The sequence below is a fragment of the Ehrlichia muris AS145 genome, from assembly GCF_000508225.1.
Classification (GTDB): Bacteria; Pseudomonadota; Alphaproteobacteria; order Rickettsiales; family Anaplasmataceae; genus Ehrlichia; species Ehrlichia muris.
In genome coordinates this window covers 321,857-346,397 of record NC_023063.1, presented here as the reverse complement: position 1 = coordinate 346,397, position 24,541 = coordinate 321,857, and the positions used below count along the sequence as shown (strand labels likewise).

The 24,541-nt window shown below is 29.5% G+C and carries 12 protein-coding genes; 9 read left to right on the top strand and 3 right to left on the bottom strand.

What is annotated here, in order from left to right; all coding sequences use genetic code 11:
* Positions 1 to 183: 183 nt before the first annotated feature.
* Positions 184 to 1,179: a porphobilinogen synthase gene (gene hemB, locus MR76_RS01290; RefSeq protein ID WP_024071897.1), complete on the top strand. Its 996-nt coding sequence runs from the start codon at positions 184 to 186 to the stop codon at positions 1,177 to 1,179.
* Between the two features lie 154 nt (positions 1,180 to 1,333).
* Positions 1,334 to 2,851 (top strand): NAD(+) synthase, encoded by a 1,518-nt coding sequence (gene nadE, locus MR76_RS01285; RefSeq protein WP_024071895.1) that lies wholly within the window; start codon positions 1,334 to 1,336, stop codon positions 2,849 to 2,851.
* A gap of 1,045 nt (positions 2,852 to 3,896) precedes the next feature.
* Here the strand turns inward: nadE and mutS are convergent.
* The gene (mutS, locus tag MR76_RS01280; RefSeq protein ID WP_024071893.1) at positions 3,897 to 6,311 is read right to left on the bottom strand and encodes a DNA mismatch repair protein MutS; all 2,415 of its coding nucleotides are present in this window, start codon (positions 6,309 to 6,311) and stop codon (positions 3,897 to 3,899) included.
* Between the two features lie 171 nt (positions 6,312 to 6,482).
* Between mutS and MR76_RS01275 the strand changes: the two genes are divergently transcribed.
* From MR76_RS01275 to MR76_RS01260, 4 genes are all read left to right on the top strand, one after another.
* A complete protein-coding gene (locus tag MR76_RS01275; RefSeq protein WP_024071892.1) occupies positions 6,483 to 7,592 on the top strand; it encodes a hypothetical protein in 1,110 nt (369 codons plus the stop codon).
* Positions 7,582 to 7,926 (top strand): histidine triad nucleotide-binding protein, encoded by a 345-nt coding sequence (locus MR76_RS01270; protein ID WP_024071891.1) that lies wholly within the window; start codon positions 7,582 to 7,584, stop codon positions 7,924 to 7,926. Before MR76_RS01275 ends, MR76_RS01270 begins: the two co-directional genes overlap by 11 nt.
* 449 nt (positions 7,927 to 8,375) lie before the next feature.
* Entirely contained in the window at positions 8,376 to 9,269 is an 894-nt protein-coding gene (gene dapA, locus MR76_RS01265; protein ID WP_024071890.1) for a 4-hydroxy-tetrahydrodipicolinate synthase, read from the top strand.
* Positions 9,270 to 9,473: 204 nt separating this feature from the next.
* A complete protein-coding gene (locus MR76_RS01260) occupies positions 9,474 to 10,634 on the top strand; it encodes a phage major capsid protein (protein ID WP_024071889.1) in 1,161 nt (386 codons plus the stop codon).
* 667 nt (positions 10,635 to 11,301) lie between these two features.
* Here MR76_RS01260 and MR76_RS01250 read toward each other — a convergent pair.
* On the bottom strand, positions 11,302 to 14,040 hold the full coding sequence (locus tag MR76_RS01250) for a 2-oxoglutarate dehydrogenase E1 component (protein ID WP_024071887.1): 2,739 nt from the start codon (positions 14,038 to 14,040) through the stop codon (positions 11,302 to 11,304).
* Positions 14,041 to 14,839: 799 nt separating this feature from the next.
* Here MR76_RS01250 and MR76_RS01245 point away from each other — a divergent pair.
* The 3 genes from MR76_RS01245 to miaB all read left to right on the top strand — a co-directional run bounded on the left by MR76_RS01245 (position 14,840) and on the right by miaB (position 21,976).
* On the top strand, positions 14,840 to 15,655 hold the full coding sequence (locus tag MR76_RS01245) for a DUF2163 domain-containing protein (protein ID WP_024071886.1): 816 nt from the start codon (positions 14,840 to 14,842) through the stop codon (positions 15,653 to 15,655).
* 312 nt (positions 15,656 to 15,967) lie between these two features.
* Positions 15,968 to 19,579, top strand: coding sequence for a glycoside hydrolase/phage tail family protein (locus MR76_RS01240; protein ID WP_024071884.1), 3,612 nt, complete (start codon positions 15,968 to 15,970; stop codon positions 19,577 to 19,579).
* Between the two features lie 1,068 nt (positions 19,580 to 20,647).
* Positions 20,648 to 21,976, top strand: coding sequence for a tRNA (N6-isopentenyl adenosine(37)-C2)-methylthiotransferase MiaB (gene miaB / locus MR76_RS01235; protein WP_024071883.1), 1,329 nt, complete (start codon positions 20,648 to 20,650; stop codon positions 21,974 to 21,976).
* 1,028 nt (positions 21,977 to 23,004) lie between these two features.
* On the opposite strand, the gene MR76_RS01230 is transcribed toward miaB, so the two are convergent.
* On the bottom strand, positions 23,005 to 24,219 hold the full coding sequence (locus tag MR76_RS01230) for an MFS transporter (protein ID WP_235111296.1): 1,215 nt from the start codon (positions 24,217 to 24,219) through the stop codon (positions 23,005 to 23,007).
* Positions 24,220 to 24,541: the final 322 nt, after the last annotated feature.

The following is a 24,541-nucleotide window of genomic DNA, read 5'->3' as shown; positions in this document are numbered from 1 at the left end:
GTTCTTACAACATTTATAATTAGAGCCTGAAAACATTACAAAGTGGACGGTGAAACGTTCTTTGTATATTTCTTATCACACTCACTAATTAATAAATACTCTATGTTACTAATAAAAAAATCAGTTGATACTTACTAGTAAAACAATAAATAATATACACATGCAATATAACAAGTTAACAACATGCAATTTCCTAGCACTAGATTAAGACGCAAGCGTTTGAACGGATGGTTACGCAATCTAGTAAGAGAAACCAGTTTATCTACAAATGACCTAATACTACCACTATTTGTACATGATCGTAATGAAATATCAGAACCTATAAAACAATTACCTGACATAAAAAGATATCCCATCTCTGAATTGTTAAAAATAGTAGAGCAAGCTGCAAGCCTAGGAATAAATGCTGTAGCATTGTTTCCGGTAGTGGAAAATCACTTAAAATCTGAAAATGCAGAAGAAGCATTTAATCCTGACAATCTAGTATGCAGAGCAATAAGAGAAATCAAAAAACATATCCCAACAATTGGCATAATAGCTGATGTTGCATTAGATCCTTACACAATTTCAGGACATGACGGAATTATAGTAAATGAGCAAGTTGACAATGACTCAACTTTAGAAGTTTTACATAAGCAAGCTTTAGTATTAGCAGCAGCGGGCTGCGATATTGTAGCTCCATCAGATATGATGGATGGAAGAATTAAAAGAATAAGGAATTCTTTAGACAATTGTAACTTCCAGAATGTATGCATATTATCTTATTCTGTAAAATATTGTTCTAGCTTCTACAAACCATTTCGCGAAGCTGTAGGATCTCGCTCAAGATCTGAAACAATAGATAAAAGCACATACCAACTAGATATTGCAAACATAAATGAAGCAATACTTGAGGTACAAATGGATATTGATGAAAGCGCAGATATTGTAATGATAAAACCAGGAATGCCATATCTGGATGTAATTAAGTGCATTAGCAGCAGATATAAGACACCAGTATTTGCATATCAAGTTAGTGGGGAATATGCAATGATTAAAGCTGCTTCACAAAACCACTTATTAGATTATGACTCAGCTATCTATGAATCTCTATTAGGACTTAAACGCGCAGGTGCAAAAAGCATAATTACTTATGCTGCAATAGATGTAGCAACAATGCTCATAAAAAACAGGATGTAACACAATGCTAAAAACATCATTTTTAGTATGCCTATATCCATAAAAATTAAGATACTCACTTCAGTGCTTACAGATATAATAGGAATAGAAATGTATGATGGCTTATATAGAGTTAATGTGATAAATATAGTAATAGGCTAAAAAACAAAATACCATGTATCGACCATCAATCTTTATCTCTCAACTAAATTACAATCCTGAAAATATTGATCACAATTATAATAAGATTACAAAATCATACCAAGAATCAGTAGATCAAGCAGCTGATATAGTTATATTTTCAAGGTATGCAGTATCAGGATATATACAAAAAATTCCAACCTTATATAAAGATTTTTTCAATCAGTGTACCAATGCAATAAATAAATTAACACTACAAACCAACAATAAGAATACAACAATAATTATTGGCAGCATTAAAGAGAAAGATAATGTAATGTTTGAAACAATTTACCTAATAAAAAATGGAAAAATCACAGAATTAATAGAATTCCCAGCAGGTCCTCAGTCTTCTGATATCTCAGTAACATTTACAATTGACAATATAAACATAACATTACTTCTTATATCAAGAACACCCAAATTACCTATCTATAATAACGATACATTATTGCTAATTATGGATAGTACTCAATACACACAAGATACAAATTCAAGAGATAATCTAATTTTAAGATTAACATTTAATAAATACGCAGTATATATTAACCAAATAGGAGGATATGGTAATTTAGTCTTTCACGGAAAATCTTTCTTTACTTTCAATAACAAATATTATTTCTTAAATATGTGGAAAGAAGATAGCAAGATTTGTAAAACAGACTTAGCAAAACAAACTAATCTTAACATAATATGCAATAACATTGAATCAGATTATCAAGCACTAATGTTAGCATTAAGGGATTACATACATAAAAATTCTATGACCAGTGTAATTATGGGACTATCGGGAGGTATAGACTCTGCACTTGTAGCTTCAATTGCAGCAGATGCTCTTGGAGCTAATAATGTACATTCGCTTATGTTACCAACAAAATATACATCTCAAATGAGTATCACTGACTCTAAAGAATGTGCTATGAGATTAGGAATTTCTTATAATATATTATCGATAGAGAAAATATTTCAAACTTCACTTGCAACCTTACACAATACTTTCATAAATACTGAAGAAGATATTACAGAAGAAAATTTACAAGCTAGGATTAGAGGTACTATATTAATGGCACTTAGCAATAAATTTAAGTTTATGTTATTATCAACAGGTAACAAATCAGAACTATTCGTTGGTTATGCAACATTATATGGAGATATGTGTGGAGGATTTGCCCCAATAAAAGACATATATAAAACTAAAGTATATGAGCTCAGTAGATGGCGAAACAAAAACATACCAGTAAACAGTTTATGCCAGAAAATTGATGTTATTCCTTCTCAAATTATAGAAAAACATCCATCCGCTGAACTACGTTATAATCAAAAAGATCAAGATACTTTACCTGACTACACAACATTAGATTCAGTACTTACATTACTTATCGACCAAAACTATTCTACAGAGGATGTAATAAAAAAAGGATATAATACTCAAGATGTTAATCACATAGTACACTTAATCCAAAAATCTCAGTTCAAAAGAGAGCAAGCTTCTACTGGACCACTCATTAATTAATTGATACAAAAAATACTAACATATCAAAGTTATTATCTTCAGTGTCAAACAGCAAAAACCAATATATTCTTTTAATTACACACAACATTAGATTCAGTATTTGCACTACTTATCAACCAAAACTATTCCACAGAAGATATAATAAAAAAATTGGTATAGTATTCAAGATGTTAACCAGTGCACTTAATACAAAAGTCTCAATTTAAAAGAGAGCAAGCTTCTACTGGACCACTCATTAATTAATTGATACAAAAAATACTAACATATCAAAGTTATTATCTTCAGTGTCAAACAGCAAAAACCAATATATTCTTTTAATTACACACAACATTAGATTCAGTATTTGCACTACTTATCGACCAAAACTATTCTACAGAAGATATAATAAAAAAATTGGTATAGTATTCAAGATGTTAATCACATAGTACACTTAATCCAAAAATCTCAATTTAAAAGAGAGCAAGCTTCTACTGGACCACTCATTAATTAATTGATACAAAAAATACTAACATATCAAAGTTATTATCTTCAGTGTCAAACAGCAAAAACCAATATATTCTTTTAATTACACACAACATTAGATTCAGTATTTGCACTACTTAATCAAACAAAACCATTCCACAGAAGATATAATAAAAAAATTGGTATAGTATTCAAGATGTTAACCAGTGCACTTAATACAAAAGTCTCAATTTAAAAGAGACCAAGCTTCTATTGGAGTACTCATCAATTAATTGATATGAAAACGTTAACTTATTAAAGCTTATTATCTTTTAATACAGGGTAAAAACTAATTTTATAAACTAACCTTATACAATATAATACAACCTTTCTAGTTATAATATACAAGAAATACTCAATGCTACCCTTCCCATTCACAAACACTACAGATTTTCCATATAATTCTTTACAACTATATAATTAATAAATAAGTTATTACTACTAACCTCCACTTACCAGTACCATAACTAATACAATAGCTAATTAGTCTAATATTTATAAAAAAATATTACTAAACTAATGGAAAAACTGTATTACAAAATAACTAAGTTAACAAATCTTCATTTTCCTTTAACTTGTTCATTAAATCTTCTGCTCTATCTAAAACTGATTGTGGAAATCCTGCTAACTTTGCAACATGTATTCCATAAGATTTATCAGTTGATCCAGGTATAATTTCATGTAAGAACACTACTTTTCCATTCCATTCTTCTACTTTCATACAAAAACACTTTATATTCTCTAAATACCCTTCTAACCTTGACAATTCATGATAATGAGTTGCAAAAACTGCTCTACTTTTATTAACATTATGAATTTGCTCAATAACTGACCACGCAATTGACAATCCATCATATGTTCCTGTCCCTCTACCAATTTCATCAAGTATTACAAAAGACTTATCTGTAGCTTGGTTAATTATTGCAGCAGTTTCCGTCATTTCCACCATAAATGTAGAATGTCCAGATGCAATATTGTCAGAAGCTCCCACCCTACTAAATACTTTATCAATAACTCCTATATGAGCATGCTGAGCAGGAACAAATGACCCAATATGAGCTAAAATACCTATTAACGCGTTCTGTCTTAAGAAAGTACTTTTACCAGCCATATTAGGCCCAGTTATTAAATGTACTCTTTGTATTGATGAAAGATCAATATCATTAGCTACAAACTTACCATTACGCTCAACTACAGGGTGCCTACCCTTTTGAATATTAAACTCATAACTATCATCAACTATAGGTTTAGTATAAGAATATTGTATTGCTAATTCAGCAAAGGAAGTTAACATATCAATCTCAGCAATAACATGTGCAGTCATAGTTATTTTACCTGCATCTTCAATAATACACGTACATAACTGACCAAAAATTTTTATTTCCAAATTAATTGCTGCATCTCTAGCAGAAATTATTTTGCTTTCCAATGCTTTCAATTCACTTGTTGTGTATCTAATACTATTAGCTAGAGTCTGTCTATGAATAAAGTCTTTATCACTAATTAAATAGTTTGATGAAATTTCAACATAATATCCTAAAATGTTATTATACAATATTTTCAAACTCTGAATATTAGTAATACTACGATATTTATCTCTCAATTGTTGAATTAAATCATTACTATAACTTTGAATATATATATATTCTGATAATTGTGCATCGTAATCAGGATTAATAAATCCTCCATCTTTAACATTATTCACATTATTTGGTATTAACATATTATCAAGAGTCTTACGCAAATCATCATACCTCCCTAGTCCTACACAGAAATCACTTACAATACTAGAGTCAAATTTATGCAATAAATCTAATAATACAACAGTCTTATCTAAAGTTAACTTTAAGGCATATAAATCCTTAGGTGAACACTTACCAACTTTAATTCTTGTTAAAATACGTTCTATATCTGCAACACCTCGTAATATCTCCCTAATGTCTCTACATAACGATCTATTATTCACAAAAAATTCAACTATATCTAATCTACGATTTATTGCACAAGAGCATGCTAAAGGGGCTGATAAACATCGTTTTAATAATCTGCCACCACATGCTGTCACAGTATAGTCTATAGAAGAAATCAAAGATCCTTCTAAATCTCCAGATTGTGTATAAAACAATTCAAGATTTCTTAATGCTGCAGCATCTATAAACATAAAATCATGTTTTAAATAAGCTTTTGGAAATTCCAATTTAGGCAGATTCCCTTTTTGTGTAGCCTTAACATATTCCAATAAGGAACCACATACAGCTATTTCTTCATTTTTTAAATCACCAAATCCTTTTAAAGTAGATATTCCATAAACACTACATAAAGTATTATAAGATCTACTAACATCAAAAAAGCTACTTGAATACTGAGTCACAGAAAACTTATATTTTCTCAAAATAGAGTATATAAAATCTAACTCTACTAACTTATCAGAAATCAAAATTTCCTTAGGATTAATTCTGAATAAATCACTATCAAGCTTATGTAACTCTGTTATATGGTAATAAAACAAACCAGTAGATAACTCTAACCATGCAATAGCATAATTATTATTAATATTAACTAGACAAGATAAATAATTATTCTCTTTCGCTTCAAGCAAAGAATCTTCTAATATAGTACCTGGAGTAACTATTCTCACAACATCACGTTTTACTAAAGCCTTATACCCTCTTTTCTTAGCTTCCTCTGGAGTTTCCAATTGCTCACAAATTGCTATTTTATACCCCAATTTTACCAACTTATTTAAATAAGATTCACTACTATGAAAAGGTACACCACACATAGGTACACTTCCTTTCTTAGTTAACACAATGTTCAATATCTTAGATGTCTCTATTGCATCATCAAAAAATAACTCATAAAAATCACCTAATCTATAAAATAATAAATATTCCTTATATTGATTCTTCAGCATCATGTATTGCTGCATTATAGGAGTTATTTTACTATCACGACTCACTTTTTACCTATTGTTAATCTTTATCCTACAGTATATTATATGCAGTAATAGAAAAAAGATAATGACTAAAGTGAATAATAAATATTTTAATAATATATAATGACATATTACTAATTATATTTTATAATTAATAAATATGTAGCTTCGTCTAATATTAATTATGGTATCTAAATGCTTGCTTTCTTAAAGAAAGGTGCAGATGTTTTTATAAAAGCAGCTATAACACCCACTACTAGTAAATTACCTCACCAAGAAAGTGTAGGTAAATATCTTGGGGGCATGATAAAAAGTATTATCCCAGGTCAACAAACACCTGCCGAAAAAAATTTCGACTTAAAAATGCATAATCGAACCTATAAATTAGGGATAGAGCTACCAGCAAGTACAAGAGTAGCTGGCCATGAATCTGAAGTAGCAATGAAGGTACCATCCTATAAGCTACCATATCAAGCTATACAAAAATTTGCAGCATGGCAGGAACAAGATAAACAAGGAGATATTGAAGAAACCAGAAAAGATGCCTTAGCATCATTTATTAGTCCTCTATCAGCAGCTAGAGAATTATTCAAGAGTAAAACTGCAGATCAGCATTTTGAACAATTAAAAGCACTTGATAATCAGCTTAAAAAATTAGGAGGGAAAGTTACAGTAGACTCTACTCAAGGTAGATATAAACAAGGGTTAACTATAGAACTAGATGTTTCTGGGAAATCAATAGAACTTATAGAACAAGATGTAAAATTAGTCTTAGAAAGTTTGGGTATACGTGATCAAAAATTAGCAAAAACCTTCTCTCAACGGTTATACAAGTCATGTACCGACCCAAAAATGAGTTCAGCCGACATTCAAGATAAAAAACCCGACCATAATACTGACAACATAGAAAGCTCTGGCACTGAAGAAGAAGAATTATCACCAACACAAGAACAAGACAACGATATAGTATCATCATCTCAAGCACAAAGCGATGAAGTTCAACAAACTACCAGTCCCAATATAGAAAGTAGTGATTTTTCACTGACAAACCCTAAGGATATTCCTTATCCAAAACATCCTCTACAGAGTTCACAGATGTTACAGCAGTTGCAAAATCAAATACTAATGCAACAAAAACCTGAAAAAATACCTTCACAGAGCATACCTACTATTATACAGCAAGAGGTTAATGGAATAGCAGAAGATTTATCACAAGGTTTAAGTGAAGATCAAATACAAAGCCCTACAAATAAGATGAGCAGACAATTAACCAATACTAATTCAGGGAAAACACATGCAAGATAATAATTTTTATGATCATAATAATGTTTTTGCAAAAATCCTAAAAAAAGAACTTCCATGTAACGTAGTATATGAAGATGAGTTTGTATTGGCATTTCATGACATATATCCCCAAGCTCCTATACACATTTTAGTTATTCCAAAAGGTGAGTATATATCATTTGATGATTTTAGTGACTCTTCAGCAGACATTAGACATTTTTTTTCTATCGTAAAGAAGATCACTCACGAATTCCAATTACATAAAACTGGATATAGAATTGTTACAAATCATGGAAAACAAGGAGGACAGATTGTTCCACACTTTCATGTGCATATCTTAGGTGGACAGCTATAATCATTATATATCTCTCACTATATGTTAAGATAATAGATCATATCTCATAAATTTCATTACTCTCCAATATCCTAACAATACATAATAGAACCATTACAAACCATGGAAACAAGAAATACAAGATTCATGTACACATTTGTAAATAAAGGAATAACCATAATCATTTATATATTTCCACTAATAGCAATCCAATAACATCAAAATATAATATGCATATAATACATTACTGAAAATTCTTACACAACTAACTGACACATAATGTGCTTCAATAAAAACAGATTTATACAAACATATACTACTAAAGCTCTTTACAATGAATATCTAAAAAAACAAGCATACAATTATTTAACTTATTTTACATTTAACCTCATAAAATTCATTTGACAATAAAATGCTCAATAGCTACATTAAGTTAGTTATTACTATTACAGTACTTGAGTTGCTTTTATATGTCCAGAGTAGACCTAACCGGTGTTTTTACAGCACTGATTACGCCATTTAAGAATGACTTCTCTATAGATGAAGATGCATTTTGTAACTTAATTGAATACCAAATCAATAATAACATTCATGGTTTAGTCCCATGTGGCAGTACCGGGGAGTACACTACCTTAAACTTTGAAGAATACTGCAGAATAATTGAGTTATGTGTTAAGACTACAAATAAACGTGTTCCAATAATAGCTGGGTCAGGATCAAATTCTACGCAGGAAGCTATTAGACGTACATTATATGTTCAGTCTCAAAACGTAGAAGCAGCTCTAGTGGTTGTACCGTATTATAGTAGGCCAAGTGATGAAGGAATATATCAACATTTTAAGGCAATACATGACGCAACTAATATCCCAATTATTGCATATAATATACCTAAAAGGGCTGCCGTTGATGCAAGTGATGAATTACTTGCACGGATTTTATCTTTGCCTAGAATCGTAGGCATCAAAGATGCAACTGGAGATTTAAGTAGGCCTCTTAATTTAAAGTTACTAATAGATAAAGAAATAGCTCTATTTACAGGTGATGATTTTACATGTTTAGGGTTTTATGCTCAAAGTGGTAGTGCTGCTGGTTCTATTTCTGTTGTTTCAAATGTAATCCCTAAAATATATTCTGATATGCATAATGCATTCCTTGCTAATAACCTAAAAGAAGCTATGGATGCAAATTTATCAGTATTTAAATTAGCCAAAGTACTGTTTTGTCAATCAAGCCCTTCACCAGCAAAGTACGCAATGAGCCTAATTAAAAACATATCTCCAGTAGTAAGGTTACCATTAGTAGAGCTTACTCAAGAGAATAAATTAAAAGTTAAAAAAACATTAGAAGAGTTAAAATTAATTTAAAATTGTTTGTATCTATTTACTTAAGTTAGTCACATGATTAAGTAGTAGTGTTCTATGTTATCTAATATGCTTGACATAGTATATTATCATAGAATATACTTAATATAAGTTACACAGCCCTTCTAAAAATTTCCTATTATCAGTATCTTTTCTACGCTGTGATCTATATTTATACAATCAAAATTAATACTAAATGGAGCAACTATGCCAACATCAATGCCAGCAATCCAAGAATCCTTAAGTAATCTTACATCTTCATGGGAAGAATTCAAAACTCTAAATGAAAAAAAATTATCAGATATCAGAAAAAAAAGTTCGACATATCCATCTATATTAGAAAAGCTAGAAAAAACAGAAAGTATGCTTGAAACACAAAATGAGAGATTAGATCAATTGGAAATATCATCACAACGCCCTATTACTTATGACAATAAACACTACAATGAAGATCATAACTACAAAATATTTACACAATATTTGTGTAAAGGCAATAACATTACAGATCAAAGTACTGTAATACAGCCCTTAGATGAATCATATTTTATACCACATAACATATCATCTTATATAGAAAAAAATCTAAACAAGAACTCAGTAATGCGCCAACTATGTTCTATAGAGAAAATATCAGGTGATAATTTAGATTGCTTCATTACAAACAACAATGAAAAATCTGTAAACTGGAGAACAGACAGTAATGTAGAAGACACAAAATCACCAAAGATTGATAAAATTACCATTACTTTACACGAACTATATGCTCAACCAAAAATTACAAAAAAATTATTGGAAGATTCTACTATAGATGTAGCTAGTTGGTTGATTAATCACCTAGTTGATGATTTTAGCAGAGCAGAAAACACCGCTTTTATATCTGGCAGTGGAAACAATAAACCATATGGGATATTAACATACGCTTCAGACACAGAAAATAACCTAATAACATCCCCAACATTAAGCAGTGATATAATTATCAAACTTTATTATTCACTTGATGAATATTTTTCCAGAAAAGCAGCATTTATAATGCACAGGAGTGTACTACAAGAAATTAGATCTTTAAAGTTAGCATCTGGACAATACATCTGGCATCCAGGTTTAACTTCAGGAAGCCCTGATACATTAATGGGACTACCAGTATATCAAACATCTGACATGCCTCAATTAGATAATAAAATACTACCAATCATAGCACTTGCAGACTTTACAAATGCATATAAGATAGTAGAAAATCGTTCTATAAAAACATTAAGAGATCCTTTTACAAGTAAATCCTTTGTTAAATTTTACACAACAAAACGAGTAGGAGGAGCAGTTATTAACAAAAATGCTATAAGATATTTAACAATTAACCCAACAACATAGTGCTTATCTTATAGAAAATATTGTCTCACTATCTTCTTGTTAGCATATAAAATACAAAAACTTATAATATTTCTAAATTTCTACAATTAACAGTAAAAGCATGTAACATATTACATTCATGCGATAACAGAATACATAATGTAGATTTATATACAACATATCATTTGAATTTAAATATTCACTTCCAAATGTATGACATTCAACTGCTAACAATAACCTTTTAGTATTAGGGTCATTATATATGCATAATAATAGTAGTAGTACAAAAAGATTTCCCATAATAATTTATACACATTATAATAACTCTAATACCATACCTTCCCACATATTATGTCACTTATTACAGCAAAACAATACACAAAACTGTTCCCCCAATTCGCTACTATATTATCAAAAACAATTTCTATCTATACTTCAATTGACTAACAATAACCCAATATTCTATATTACATAAATGTATATACTGAAACTTAATATATCTATCATATAACTCCAGTACTACCATGTTTTACAATACATTGTCATTAATTATAGCAAAACCACACGCACTACAGATCCCTAATCAATGTAGAACATTATGTTATTGTTAGTCAAAAGAGACCCATGTATTATGACCCATATTAAGTATGATTTTCATGCAATGTGATTTTTGATATAATTTTACATTTTAACTTAATACATGTAATAAGATATCATTCTGTTCTCTATTATGCATACTTGTATATCCAGCTGCAGTAGCAGCAGAAGCAGGACGAGAAATACATATTGTTTGCTTAGATTTTACATTAATTGTCATTAACACTTTTTCAATATAATTACGAACAAATACCCACGCTCCCATATTCATTGGCTCTTCTTGACACCAAACTACTTCTGCATTTTGATAATTTTTTAACTCACTTGCTAATTGCTCCTCTGGAAAAGGATAGTACTGCTCTAAACGTATTACTGCTATATCATCTACTTTTCGTTGATCTCGAGCCTCAATGATATCAAAATACACTTTACCACTACATATTACAACTTTACGAATCTTATCACTACTACATAATGAAGATACTTCACCAATCACAGGAACAAAAGATCCAGAAAAATCAGATAACTTAGATACTGCCATCTTATGACGTAATAAGGACTTAGGAGTAAACACAACAAGAGGCTTACGAAAATCCCTGCACATTTGTCTACGTAATACATGAAAATAATTTGCAGGAGTTGTACAGTTTACAACTTGCATATTATCTTCTGCACATAATTGTAAATATCTTTCTATTCTCGCTGAACTGTGCTCTGGTCCTTGACCTTCATATCCATGAGGGAGTAATAACACTAATCCACTACAGCGTAACCATTTAGTTTCTGCAGAAGAAATAAATTGATCAATTATAATCTGTGCACCATTTGCAAAATCACCAAACTGACCTTCCCACAGAATTAAAGTTGACGGAGAATCAGTACTATATCCATACTCAAACCCCATAACTGCATATTCTGATAATGGGCTATTAATCACTTCAAAGTTTGCCTGTGGCACACCTAAATTATTTAAAGGAACATAAGAATTTCCTGTTATTTGATCTATTAACACTGCATGCCTATGCGAAAATGTACCTCTACCACAATCTTGACCAGATAATCTAACTTTAACATTTTCTGATAATAAAGATGCAAAGGCTAAAGCTTCACCAGTCGCCCAATCAATATCTTTCCCAGAAGATACCATATCAAAACGTGTAGATAATATCCTCAATATTTTTTTATTACCATTAAACTCTTTAGGAATATCAATCAAAGCACGAGCTAATTTTAACAAGTTTTGTTCATCTACCCCTGTATCAGATAAATAATCCACAAAATTCCCAGGAGCAGGTCTCCTGAAATTTGCCCAATTTCCTTTCAACCAATCAGCTTGATCAGGAACATAACTTTCTGACTGCGCAAATTCTTCATTAAGTATACTATTAAATCTAGCTTGCAAAATTTTGAATTCTTCTTCTGTAATGACATTTTCATTGATTAATTGCTCTTTATAAAGCTTCATAGGAGTCTTATGCTTCATAACACGATCATACATGATAGGTTGAGTAAATAAAGGCTCATCCCCTTCATTATGTCCATAACGGCGATAGCATACTATATCAATTACCACATCTTTATTAAACTTCTGCCTATACTCTACAGCTAAATTAATAGCTGTTAATATATCTTCAGGAGAATCACCATTTACATGAAAAACTGGAGCATCTATTAACTTTGTTACATCTGAGCAATAAAAAGAAGATCTAGAATCTTTTGGATTTGTTGTGAACCCTATTTGATTATTGACTATTATATGAATCACACCACGAACTTCATATCCTTCCAAATTACTCAAAGTTAATGTCTCTGCAACAACACCTTGACCAATAACAGAAGAATCTCCATGTACTAACACCCCAAGTATAGAAGATTTATCACATTCTTTCAATACATCCTGTTTTGCTCTAATTTTTCCCATAACAACTGGATCGACAGACTCTAAGTGGGAAGGATTAGGACACAAAGATAAATGTACAGTTTTATCAGGAGATAATTGACGATCAGAAGAATAACCTAAATGATATTTAACATCACCAGAAACATCTACATCTTTTGGATATGCAGTTCCACCTTTAAATTCATACATCATAGCTTTATATGGCTTCTTCATGATTTTTGTTAATACGCTTAATCTGCCACGATGAGACATACCAATAACTATCTCACGAAAATTAAACACAGTTGATAAGTCAATTATTTTCTCTATAGCAACAACTAGAGAATCTCCACCTTCTATAGAAAATCTTTTGTATCCTGGATATTTAGTATGTAAAAACTGTTCAAAACACTCTACTTCCATCAGATGGTGTAATATTTTCTTCTTGTCATCATTTGATACACTGCTATAAAAGCCCTCAATTTTGTTCTGTAACCACATCCTTTCTTCATGATTCCTAATATGCATAAACTCATAGCCAAGTTTATTACAATAAATAGATTTCAAAGCATTAATTATATCACCTATAGTAGGATTATTTAATCCCAAAACAGAACAAAATGTAGAAGAAGGCTTTATATCATTTAAGTCAATATATTTATTATAATCTAAATCACCAGTTACATGTAATTTTAAAGGATCTAAATCAGCAACAGTATGCCCATAAGATCTAAAAAAATTCAATAATTCTACAACTTTAGCATTATAGCTATCAATGACATTAACACTATTTGATTGATTGACAACATCAATACTTTCTGAAGAATATAAGCCATTAGAAAAAAAATTACGCCATTCTAGAGAAACAGAATTACTATCCTTTTGATAACGCTTATAAATATCTTCTATAACATCTAGATTATCACCAAATAAACAAGTTACGTTTTTCATGTTTTCACCATTTTTAAATTTTAACAAATTTAAAGCTATTACAAGAGTTCATACCACTTAAACAAAATACATATTGATAATTAAAAAAATTATCAACCGTATACAGTACTACAAAATACAATTCTGTGGCACTATAAAATTCAACAGTATATTTATTTATTGTACTACAGACATTAATCCTCACATTAAACTTCCGACTAGTACTACAAATATTCTTTCCAATTTACAAATTACTTATAACAGTAGAACTATCATCCCCCTTCATTTGGGTTATAGAACACTATTGTATAATAACAAAACACAATACACCTCTCACTCTGAAATTATGAGATTTTTACTAAAACTTACTCATGACACTTATTATCGCTTAAATGCAGAATAATTTAAAGTTAAAAAAACCATTAAAATACTTATTGTAGCACACTACAATTAGTTATGTTGCAACACTACAAAAATAATTTAAGCATTTGGTATTAAATATAAAGATTACCATGTAATAAATTCGTTCACATCCTAAATTATTAAAATATGCTTGATAGATCAATCTACTTCTGCTATATTTAAGAAGAGTTATTTCCTATTGATCCAACTAGTTATTCACATCTTTAGAATCATACATTTATTTATATTTCTTTTTACAGATTGTGGTTTAATGTGCTTGATTTTTTAATATAAAAGCTTTCCTTCTGATTTTTTGTAACTTTCAAGTTATTAAAACAATAACAAACAATATTTATTTAACACTATTCAATGTTAATCCCATAACAGCACTCTTTCACTACTTTTAAAGACAAAACATATGAGAAACATCAATCCTAAATTAATACAACATTTATCATCTGAAGTTCTTACTATTGCACACTGTTTACAAATTACTTTGCAAAATAAAAAAATAATAGGATTGACCAATTTTGATCAAAACTTAGTTATAGACAACATAACTTATGAAACAACAGCTGAACTAAACATAGATATATTAAGATACAATTCTATTTCTGGTAATAGCACAAAAATAGAAACCATTATAAACAGTAACACAATAAAAGAAGAAGAAATATTATCTGGATTATATGATTTTGCTAAAGTAAAAATATTTTTTGTAAATTATACAGATCTCACTCAAGGTAATGCGACATTATTTTATGGGAGTATTAATAAAATCACCGTAATCGATGATAAATTCACAGCAGAAGTTAGTAGTATATTTAACACTTTATCGAAAAATGTCGGAGATTTCTTTTCATCTTCATGTCGAGCACAGTTCTGTGATAACAAGTGCAAGCTAAACAAAGAAGCATTTACTAATATACACAGCATTAGTAGAGTAATAAGCAACCAAGAATTTGAGTGTATTAACTTGATTAACATTGATAACTACTACACATATGGATTGCTTACATTTATTACAGGACAAAATAATAATTTTACACTGGAAATTAAGTCTCATAATAAGTCGTATATAAAATTTTACAATACTACACCATACAAAATCTCAATCAATGATAGGTTTTCCATAGTTGCGGGTTGTGACAAAAGCTTCACTACATGCAGTAACAGATTTAATAACAGTAAAAACTTCCGAGGAGAACCACATATTCCTGAAATACATTTTTAAGCAATAATAAATATTAAACAGATATCATAAAAACAGTAGTGACAATTTACTCATGACAGAAACTTTGAGAAATACATATAAATATATGTACAATCAAATACTTAATACGCTCATACTATCCATACAGAACAGTTATACATAACAAAAAATAACTTTAAACCACTTATAGTTTTACACCTCTTAATATTTTATGAATCAATCCATAACACTAAGTAAGTACTCACTCTTATATTACAAACAGTCCACAAAATATCACATACCCAATCAATACTTTCTTTAGTCAATTCTGAACTTTTTATAGGAGTTATACTTATGTCATTAATTATATTATCAACCATTGTTAATAGTGTAAAAGAATCCATAGAAAAATTCCTTTCAGCAGAACTAAGCAATATAACAAATCAAAACACACATCCCCATTTTTTAGATAACAATACTCAAACTAAACAAATACCAAAAATCAATAATTTAAAGATTCAAACATCTATATATGGAAAAATGATTCCCATACTATATGGAACAATGCGCATCGCAGGAAACATAATATGGATAGATAAATTCAAAGTCACTACAGACAAAGATATAGTTATAAAGAACAATCCAAACAAAAAATCTACCAGTCACAGCTCTACAGAGTATACCTACCATACAAGCTTGGCTATAGCAATATGTACAGGATACGTTAAAAAAATCTCAAAAATATGGGCTAACTCACAACTATTAGACTTAAACACATTAACATATAGATTTTATCAAGGTACAGAAGATCAAGAACCCGATCCACTAATACTAAAACTAATGGGTGATGTCCCAGCATATCGTGGGCTATCGTATATAGTAATAGAGGATTTTTTACTAACAGATTATAAAATTCCTAACTTTACATTCGAAGTAACAGCACAACCTACCAATTATCACTATCAAGAACACATAACACAAAAAATTAAAAGTATACATATTATACCAGGATCCGGAGAATTCGCATACGATACGAAAATACAAATGAAAGTTCTCCAACAAAAAATCGGTAAGCAATACGTCCCTTATGAAGAAGCACAACAAATTAATAACCACAGCAAACATCAAAAAGCGGACGCTTTAATCTCCCTAGATCAATTACAAGAAACTCTACCAAACATACAGTGGATATCTGTTATTGTAAATTGGTACACAGATAGTTTAAATATCAAAGATTGCCATATTTATCCAGCTGTTGAATTCAAATTTGATGCCACTACAACACCTGATAATTGGTATGTAGCAGGAATGAACAGAGAGGCAGCAAGACAAACCTCCAGGTATAACATTGCATATAAAGGAACTATTAATGATAAATCTTTAGTTAGATATATTAATGAATTGAAAACACGAGGCTACAAAGTATTACTATATCCTATGCTTCTAGTAGACATTCAAGACACTCCATGGATAGGTAATCTCACTGGAGATATAGAATACATAAGCACATTTTTTAATAAGCAATACAATCCATTTATTAAGCATTATTATAATTTAACTAAAGACTTAATAGATGCTTTTGTAATCGGCTCAAATTTTATCGGTTTAACAAGAATAAAAGACAAGTATAACCATTATCCAGCAGTAGATGAATTGACTAAACTAGCAAATTATGTAAAAAATCAAACAGGCAATAACATTATTGTAACATATGCAGCAGATTGGAGAGAATATCATTCTCATAACGGATATTATAATATGGATACACTATGGTCATCAAAAGATATTGATGTAATAGGAATAAATGCATATTTCCCCCTCACAGATATTCCCCAGCCTATTGATGGATTCACAGAACAAGATATAATCAACGGATGGCATTCAGGAGAAGGATATGATTACCTGTATACTCACCCAAAAATAAAACAAGGTAAAACTCCATATATTGAAAATAATTATCAATATTCTTGGAAAAATATAGAGAAATGGTGGACACAACACCACATTAATCTAGACAATACTACTACTTCTTGGATCCCAAAATCAAAAAAGATATGGTTTACTCAATATGGATTTCAAAGTATAGATAATTGTACAAGTCAGCCTAGTATATCTATAGATTATCAATATAATAAAAATCCGATATTTTCAAAAGGATATGTGGATTTTCGTGCACAAAAAATTGCAATAAATGGCACTATCAAAACATGGGAAAATTCTGACATAGTAGAACAAATGTTTCTTTGGGGATGGGATATAAGACCCTACCCTTATTTCCCTCAATTAAAAACTACCTGGGAAGATTCAAAAAATTGGCAAATCGGCTATTGGATACAAGAAAAACTATCATTACTTGAAATATCTCATATAATTTACGATTTATTAAAAAGTACAGGGTTACAGAATAATCAAATAAAAATACAAGATCTAAACAATGCAATAGATGGATATATAATTACCGAAAGACAATCTGTAAAATCCATATTAAATGTACTAAAAGACTTATATGACTTTGAAATAGTAGAACAAGATAATAAATTAGCTATTATTGAGAAAAATCAACTAGTTCAATACGACATTCCATTGGATGACATTCTATCCAACAATAAAAGCAATACAAAAAAAATTACCAAAACGAACTCATCAAATTTAATTAATAGCATCAACTTTATGTATATTAACAAAAATCATGAGTACAACGTAAGTTCACAGCATATCAAGATACCTTATTCCAAAGACACAACAATACAAACTATTCAAGTTCCAATTGTATTAAACGACGAGCAAGCAAAAACTATAGCTGAAAATATCTTAAATAAAAAATCAAATAATAAATACAATTTCTATCTTACATTACCAATAAAATATGCTTGGCTTAACATTAGCGATATAATTCAAGTACAATATAATAATGCTTTATACAAGATAAAAATTACAGACATTTACCTACAAAATATTTCAATTAGTATAGAAGGAGTAATCTATAATAATTCATTCCCTACTCAACATTTTACTCCAAACAACAATTTTAACAGTCATCTTGACAAAGGTAATACAGAAGATCCAGTACATATCTTCGATTTACCATGTATTCACAATATAGACAATATACTATATTTTGCGATCACTAGAATCAAAACAAATTGGGAAGGAAGCATTCTTTATTCATATGAAGAAGGAGGTGAGCACTATAAAGATGTTTTACCCATAGATACAGAAGCAACTACTGGAATTACTATTAATAGCGTAAATACAGGTCCAATAGCTATACCAGACCAAGCAAGTAAAATAACTATTCTTTTAAAAACAGGACAATTATACTCAACTGAATCTTTATTTATAAATAACAATAGTAATCTAGCATTAGTTGGAAACGAAATAATTCAATTTCAAAATGTTAAACAAATCAGAGAAAATACATATCAACTAAGCTACCTACTTAGAGGCAGATTTGGAACAGAAAGATACATTGATCAACATCAAAAAGAAGAATTTTTCACATTATTAGATAATCTTCCTTCCTTAAAAATTAACCAATCACTAATTAATAAATCCTTGATATACAAGGTAATATCGAAAAAATCCGTTTCTTATACTAAACAATTTACATATATATACTATGCAAATAATTTGAAACCATTACCTGTAACACATGTAAGAGGCAAACGTGATATATACAATAATCTAACAATTACTTGGACAAGAAGAGCACGTATCAACGGAGAATGGAATGATAATACTGATACACCTATAGATGAAGAATTCGAAAGTTATGATATTGAGATCTTAGACAACCAGGATATAGTAACTCGCACAATTACAGTAAAAGATAATAGTACAACATTTGTATACTCTGCCGAACAACAGAAAATAGATTTCAATGTAATACAAGAAAAAATTAATGTTATAATATATCAAAACTCTAGTGTAATAGGCAGAGGCACAGCTTACAAAACTACTTTATAAATTTCAGTAGCCACTATTATATATATAATTCACATTACAACAACTTATACAAATATTATTCTTTTATATAAAAGAAAAAACACTTAAAATTTATCAAACCTATAGATATTTATTCTTAAAACTCTACTTGAAAATCTCATTATCTAAAACACTTATCATTGCATGAAAATTTTATATGTTTTTGAGTAATAAGATTTCAATACGGCAAAAGTATTGAATTTATAAACAAAAACAATGTAGCATAACACCAGTATACTCTGATAAACAATAGAAATTCAATGTGACACAAGAAAAATCAATATTATAATCAAAGCATGAAAATTTTATATGTTTTTGAGTAATAAGATTTCAATACGGCAAAAATATTGAATTTATAAACAAAAACAATGTAGCACAACACCCGTATACTCTGATAAACAATAGAAATTCAATGTGACACAAGAAAAATCAATATTATAATCAAAGCATGAAAATTTTATATGTTTTTGAGTAATAAGATTTCAATACGGCAAAAATATTGAATTTATAAACAAAAACAATGTAGCATAACACCAGTATACTCTGATAAACAATAGAAATTCAATGTGACACAAGAAAAATCAATATTATAATCAAAACTCTAGTACGATAGGTAGAGGAACGGCTTACAAAGCTACTTTATAAATTTCAGTAGCCACTATTATATACAATTCACATTATAACAACCTATACAAATCCCATTCTTGTATATAAAAGCAACAATACTTAGAATTTATCAAATTTATAGATATTTATTTTTAAAATTCCACTTGAAAATCTCATAATCTAAAATACCTACCATTGTATAAAAATTTTTATATGTTTTTGAATAATAAGATGTCAATATGGCAAAAATATTGAATTTATAAACAAAAACAATGTTTCTAACAGCTAAACTATATAATTAAATATGTTTTTCTACTACATACATGTAATCTATAATCAATTGACTGTGATAAATATTCAGCAGTTTAACATAATAAAAATTATTGTGTTAATTCATTAATCATTATATGCTTAGCAGAATAAAAGCAGTTATTTGTAAGGTTAATGCAAGGTCTATATATCAAGTCATATGGTTGTCAAATGAACGTTTATGACTCTTTAATTATGGAAAACATAATCAAACCTCTTGGATTCACTGTAGTAAATGAACCATCAGAGGCAGACATTGTAATATTAAATACCTGTCATATTAGAGAGAAAGCTTCTGAAAAACTATATTCAGAATTAGGTAGAATAAGAAAGATACAAGAAAACAAAGACTTAACTATAGTAGTTGCTGGATGTGTAGCACAAGCTGAAGGAGAAGAAATATTTGAAAGAGCGCCATTTGTTGATGTAGTGGTAGGTCCTCAAAGTATACATACACTTCCTGAACTTATTGTAAAAGCCCGTCGAAAAAAAAAACAAGTTATCAACATTGATTTTCCTGTAATTTCAAAATTTGATGCAATACCTGTAGAAGAGTACACAAAAAATCAAGCAACCTCTGCGTTTATTTCAGTACAGGAAGGGTGTAACAAGTTTTGTACATTTTGCGTAGTTCCCTACACACGAGGAGAAGAATACTCAAGGACAGTAGAAGCAATATTTAATGAAGCACTTGTCTTATCAGACTCCGGAATAAAAGAAATAACCCTAATTGGACAAAATGTAAATGCATATCATGGAACGTATAAAGGATGTGAATGGGACTTAGGAAAATTAATTCAGTATCTTGCAAAAATACCAAGCATAGAACGTATAAGATATACAACATCACATCCACGTGATATGCACCAATCCTTATATGAAGCACATGGACTTGAAGAAAAATTAATGCCATTTATTCACTTACCAGTACAATCAGGATCAGATAAAATACTAAAGAAAATGAATAGAAAGCACACTGCTGAAGAGTATATCAATATCATCAATAATCTAAGAAAACAACGTTCTGACATTGCTTTCTCATCTGATTTTATAGTTGGATTTCCAGGGGAAACAGAAGAAGATTTTGAACACACAATACAATTAGTAAAAGAAGTAAAATTTTCACAAGCATATAGTTTTAAATATAGTCCAAGACCAGGAACACCTAGTGCAGAATATGCAAATCAAATACCAGAAGAGGTAAAATCTCAGCGTATTCTCAGGCTACAAGAAATATTACGAGAACAACAGATTGCTTTTAATAGAAACATGATTGGTCAAACTTGTCCTGTATTATTTAGTAATAAGAAAGGAAAGTTTGATAATCAAATCATAGGTAAAACTCCATATATGCAATCGTGTTACATTAATACAGATAATCCAAGCCAATTTCACAATAGCATCTTATCTATTAAAATAATAGATGCACACCAAAATAGCTTAACAGGCATAGTTATCAACTGATACAATATTTTCTCGCCATATAGCTTTACATACAAGACAGCTTTCCAAAGGTATCATATAATCAACATGTATTCACATATTAATATATGTCCAGCAGTTTCAAGTTGCTAATATAAATCAATATTCTGATGCCCAATATAGCTCCAGTAAAACTTTTTAAAGATACCACAATAGCTTTACAATCGTGTAAATCCTATACCAACCATGAGTCAATATTCTGATGCCCATAGCTCCAGTAAAACTTTTTAAAGATACCACAATAGCTTTACAATCGTGTAATCCTATACCAACCATGAGTCAATATTCTGATGCCCATAGCTCCAGTAAAACTTTTTAAAGATACCACAATAGCTTTACAATCGTGTAATCCTATACCAACCATGAGTCAATATTCTGATGCCCAATATAGCTCCAGTAAAACTTTTTAAAGATACCACAATAGCTTTACAATCGTGTAAATCCTATACCAACCATGAGTCAATATTCTGATGCCCAATATAGCTTCCAGTAAAACTTTTTAAAGATACCACAATAGCTTTACAATCGTGTAATCCTATTACACCACTAATACAGTTTTGTGCATATTAGAATTTTTTAGAGACACATTCACAACAACTTTACAAACAGTATTAATCTATGATAAATCATGAACCCATATCTAACAGGTTGTAGTTATTAACTGACAAATAGAACATCCCTATCATTAATAGAATTTTATATATAAACTCTATTTAAAAATTTTTTTTAGCAGGCAATCTAAAATCCACCTAAAACTAGAATAGCTTTTTATACCTCATACATAAAATCCTATACCACCACATACTAAATTCTGAATATATTTACTTATTTTAGTACACAACAATACTTCATTAATAATAAAGTCCCTACATTTTCAGATAAACAATACCCTCCTAATGGATACAAATGAGTAAATTTACAACTTGATCTATGCCAATACACAAATCAATAACTTTACACACTACATATACTATATAATTTAAGAAAAAATCCTCACCCCCTACAAAACATTATTTCATACAGAAAGTATCACGACAAAAAAACAATAAAACAAATGATAGGAAAATAAGCACTGGCATAAAAAAACTTACGTGTATTACATCATATTTATCCTGATATTCTAGTACAAGCGCTACTAAAAACATAATTACGCCACCTACAATACACATCAATCCATTAATAACTGAACAAACAGTTCCTATTTTGCCTTCATCTATAACATCTGTGCCAATAGAAAAGTTTAACATATGTCCACCAGATGCAAATCCAAAGATAAACATATAAACACATAAACAGTATAAATTACTACCACATAGTAACAAACTAAGGCTACTACATTGTAATAAACAGAACCCCATAAGCACATGTTTCCTATTTTTTAATATATTAGAAATTATATTGACTAAAGGACAACCTATAGCAAAACCCATCCATATTATAGAATGTATAAGAGTAACATTGTCATCTCTTAAATTCATAGCTATTAATAACTTTTGTCCCCAAAATACAGCTATTGATAAAAATACCCCAAACATAGAGCTACCAACTATTGTAAATAGCCATATCTTCCTTAATCGTATGATTCCAACAATATGTTTAAATACTTGCAATAACAACTTAATGATATTTGTATCACCACTTTTTAAACATGCTGACTTTTTATTCCCTAGTAGGAATAATGTTGCAATAAGTACAGCAATTTCAATGTATTCTATATACCTAATTATATCTCTCCAAGGTAGCCCTGATGAAGTCAAACACGCATAGATATATTCCATAAACAAAGAAGATAAACTATACACTGTTTGAACTAGTCCAAACATAATCCCTGATTTTAAAGGAGAAAAAAATTTATAACTAATATAACCTGTCCCTACAAAACCAAAAGATGCTCCCAATGCCAAGAAAATTTGCGATACAAAAAAACAAACAGTATATTCAGCATGGAAAAATAAGAAAGTACCTATAATTGTTAACACAACAGATACTGGTAGTACTTTTTTTTCATTATAACAATCTAGTATTGATCCAGTAAATAGTTGAAAAATTGAAAAACACCACATATGTATTGATGCTGCTAATGCAGTTTGTGCAATACTTAAATTTAAATCTTCACTCACATATGGATTTATCACAGCGTAAGCTATTTGAAAATTACTCCCACAAATAAGTACTAATACTCCTATAATCCAATTTATAATAGGATAAAAACACATTTGTATCATCTACCAACATTATAAAATTATTAATGAAAACTCCCCTAGAGTTGATTAATAATTATCTACATAACCAAAATTTCTAGTATAGCAACTATAATATATACTAATTCAAATGTATTATAAAATTAGCAAAAACTTATTAATATCTCTAAACTTCTATCAACTTACACAATTTAACAGATAATAAGTTATAAAATTATTTAGACACAATACTAAAGCAATTTATATATTACAACGTTAAACGCTACATATACTATACCAATATACAATTTATTATCAGTCCAAGATACGTAAACTTTAACTTAATTAAAAATATTTATATCCATTG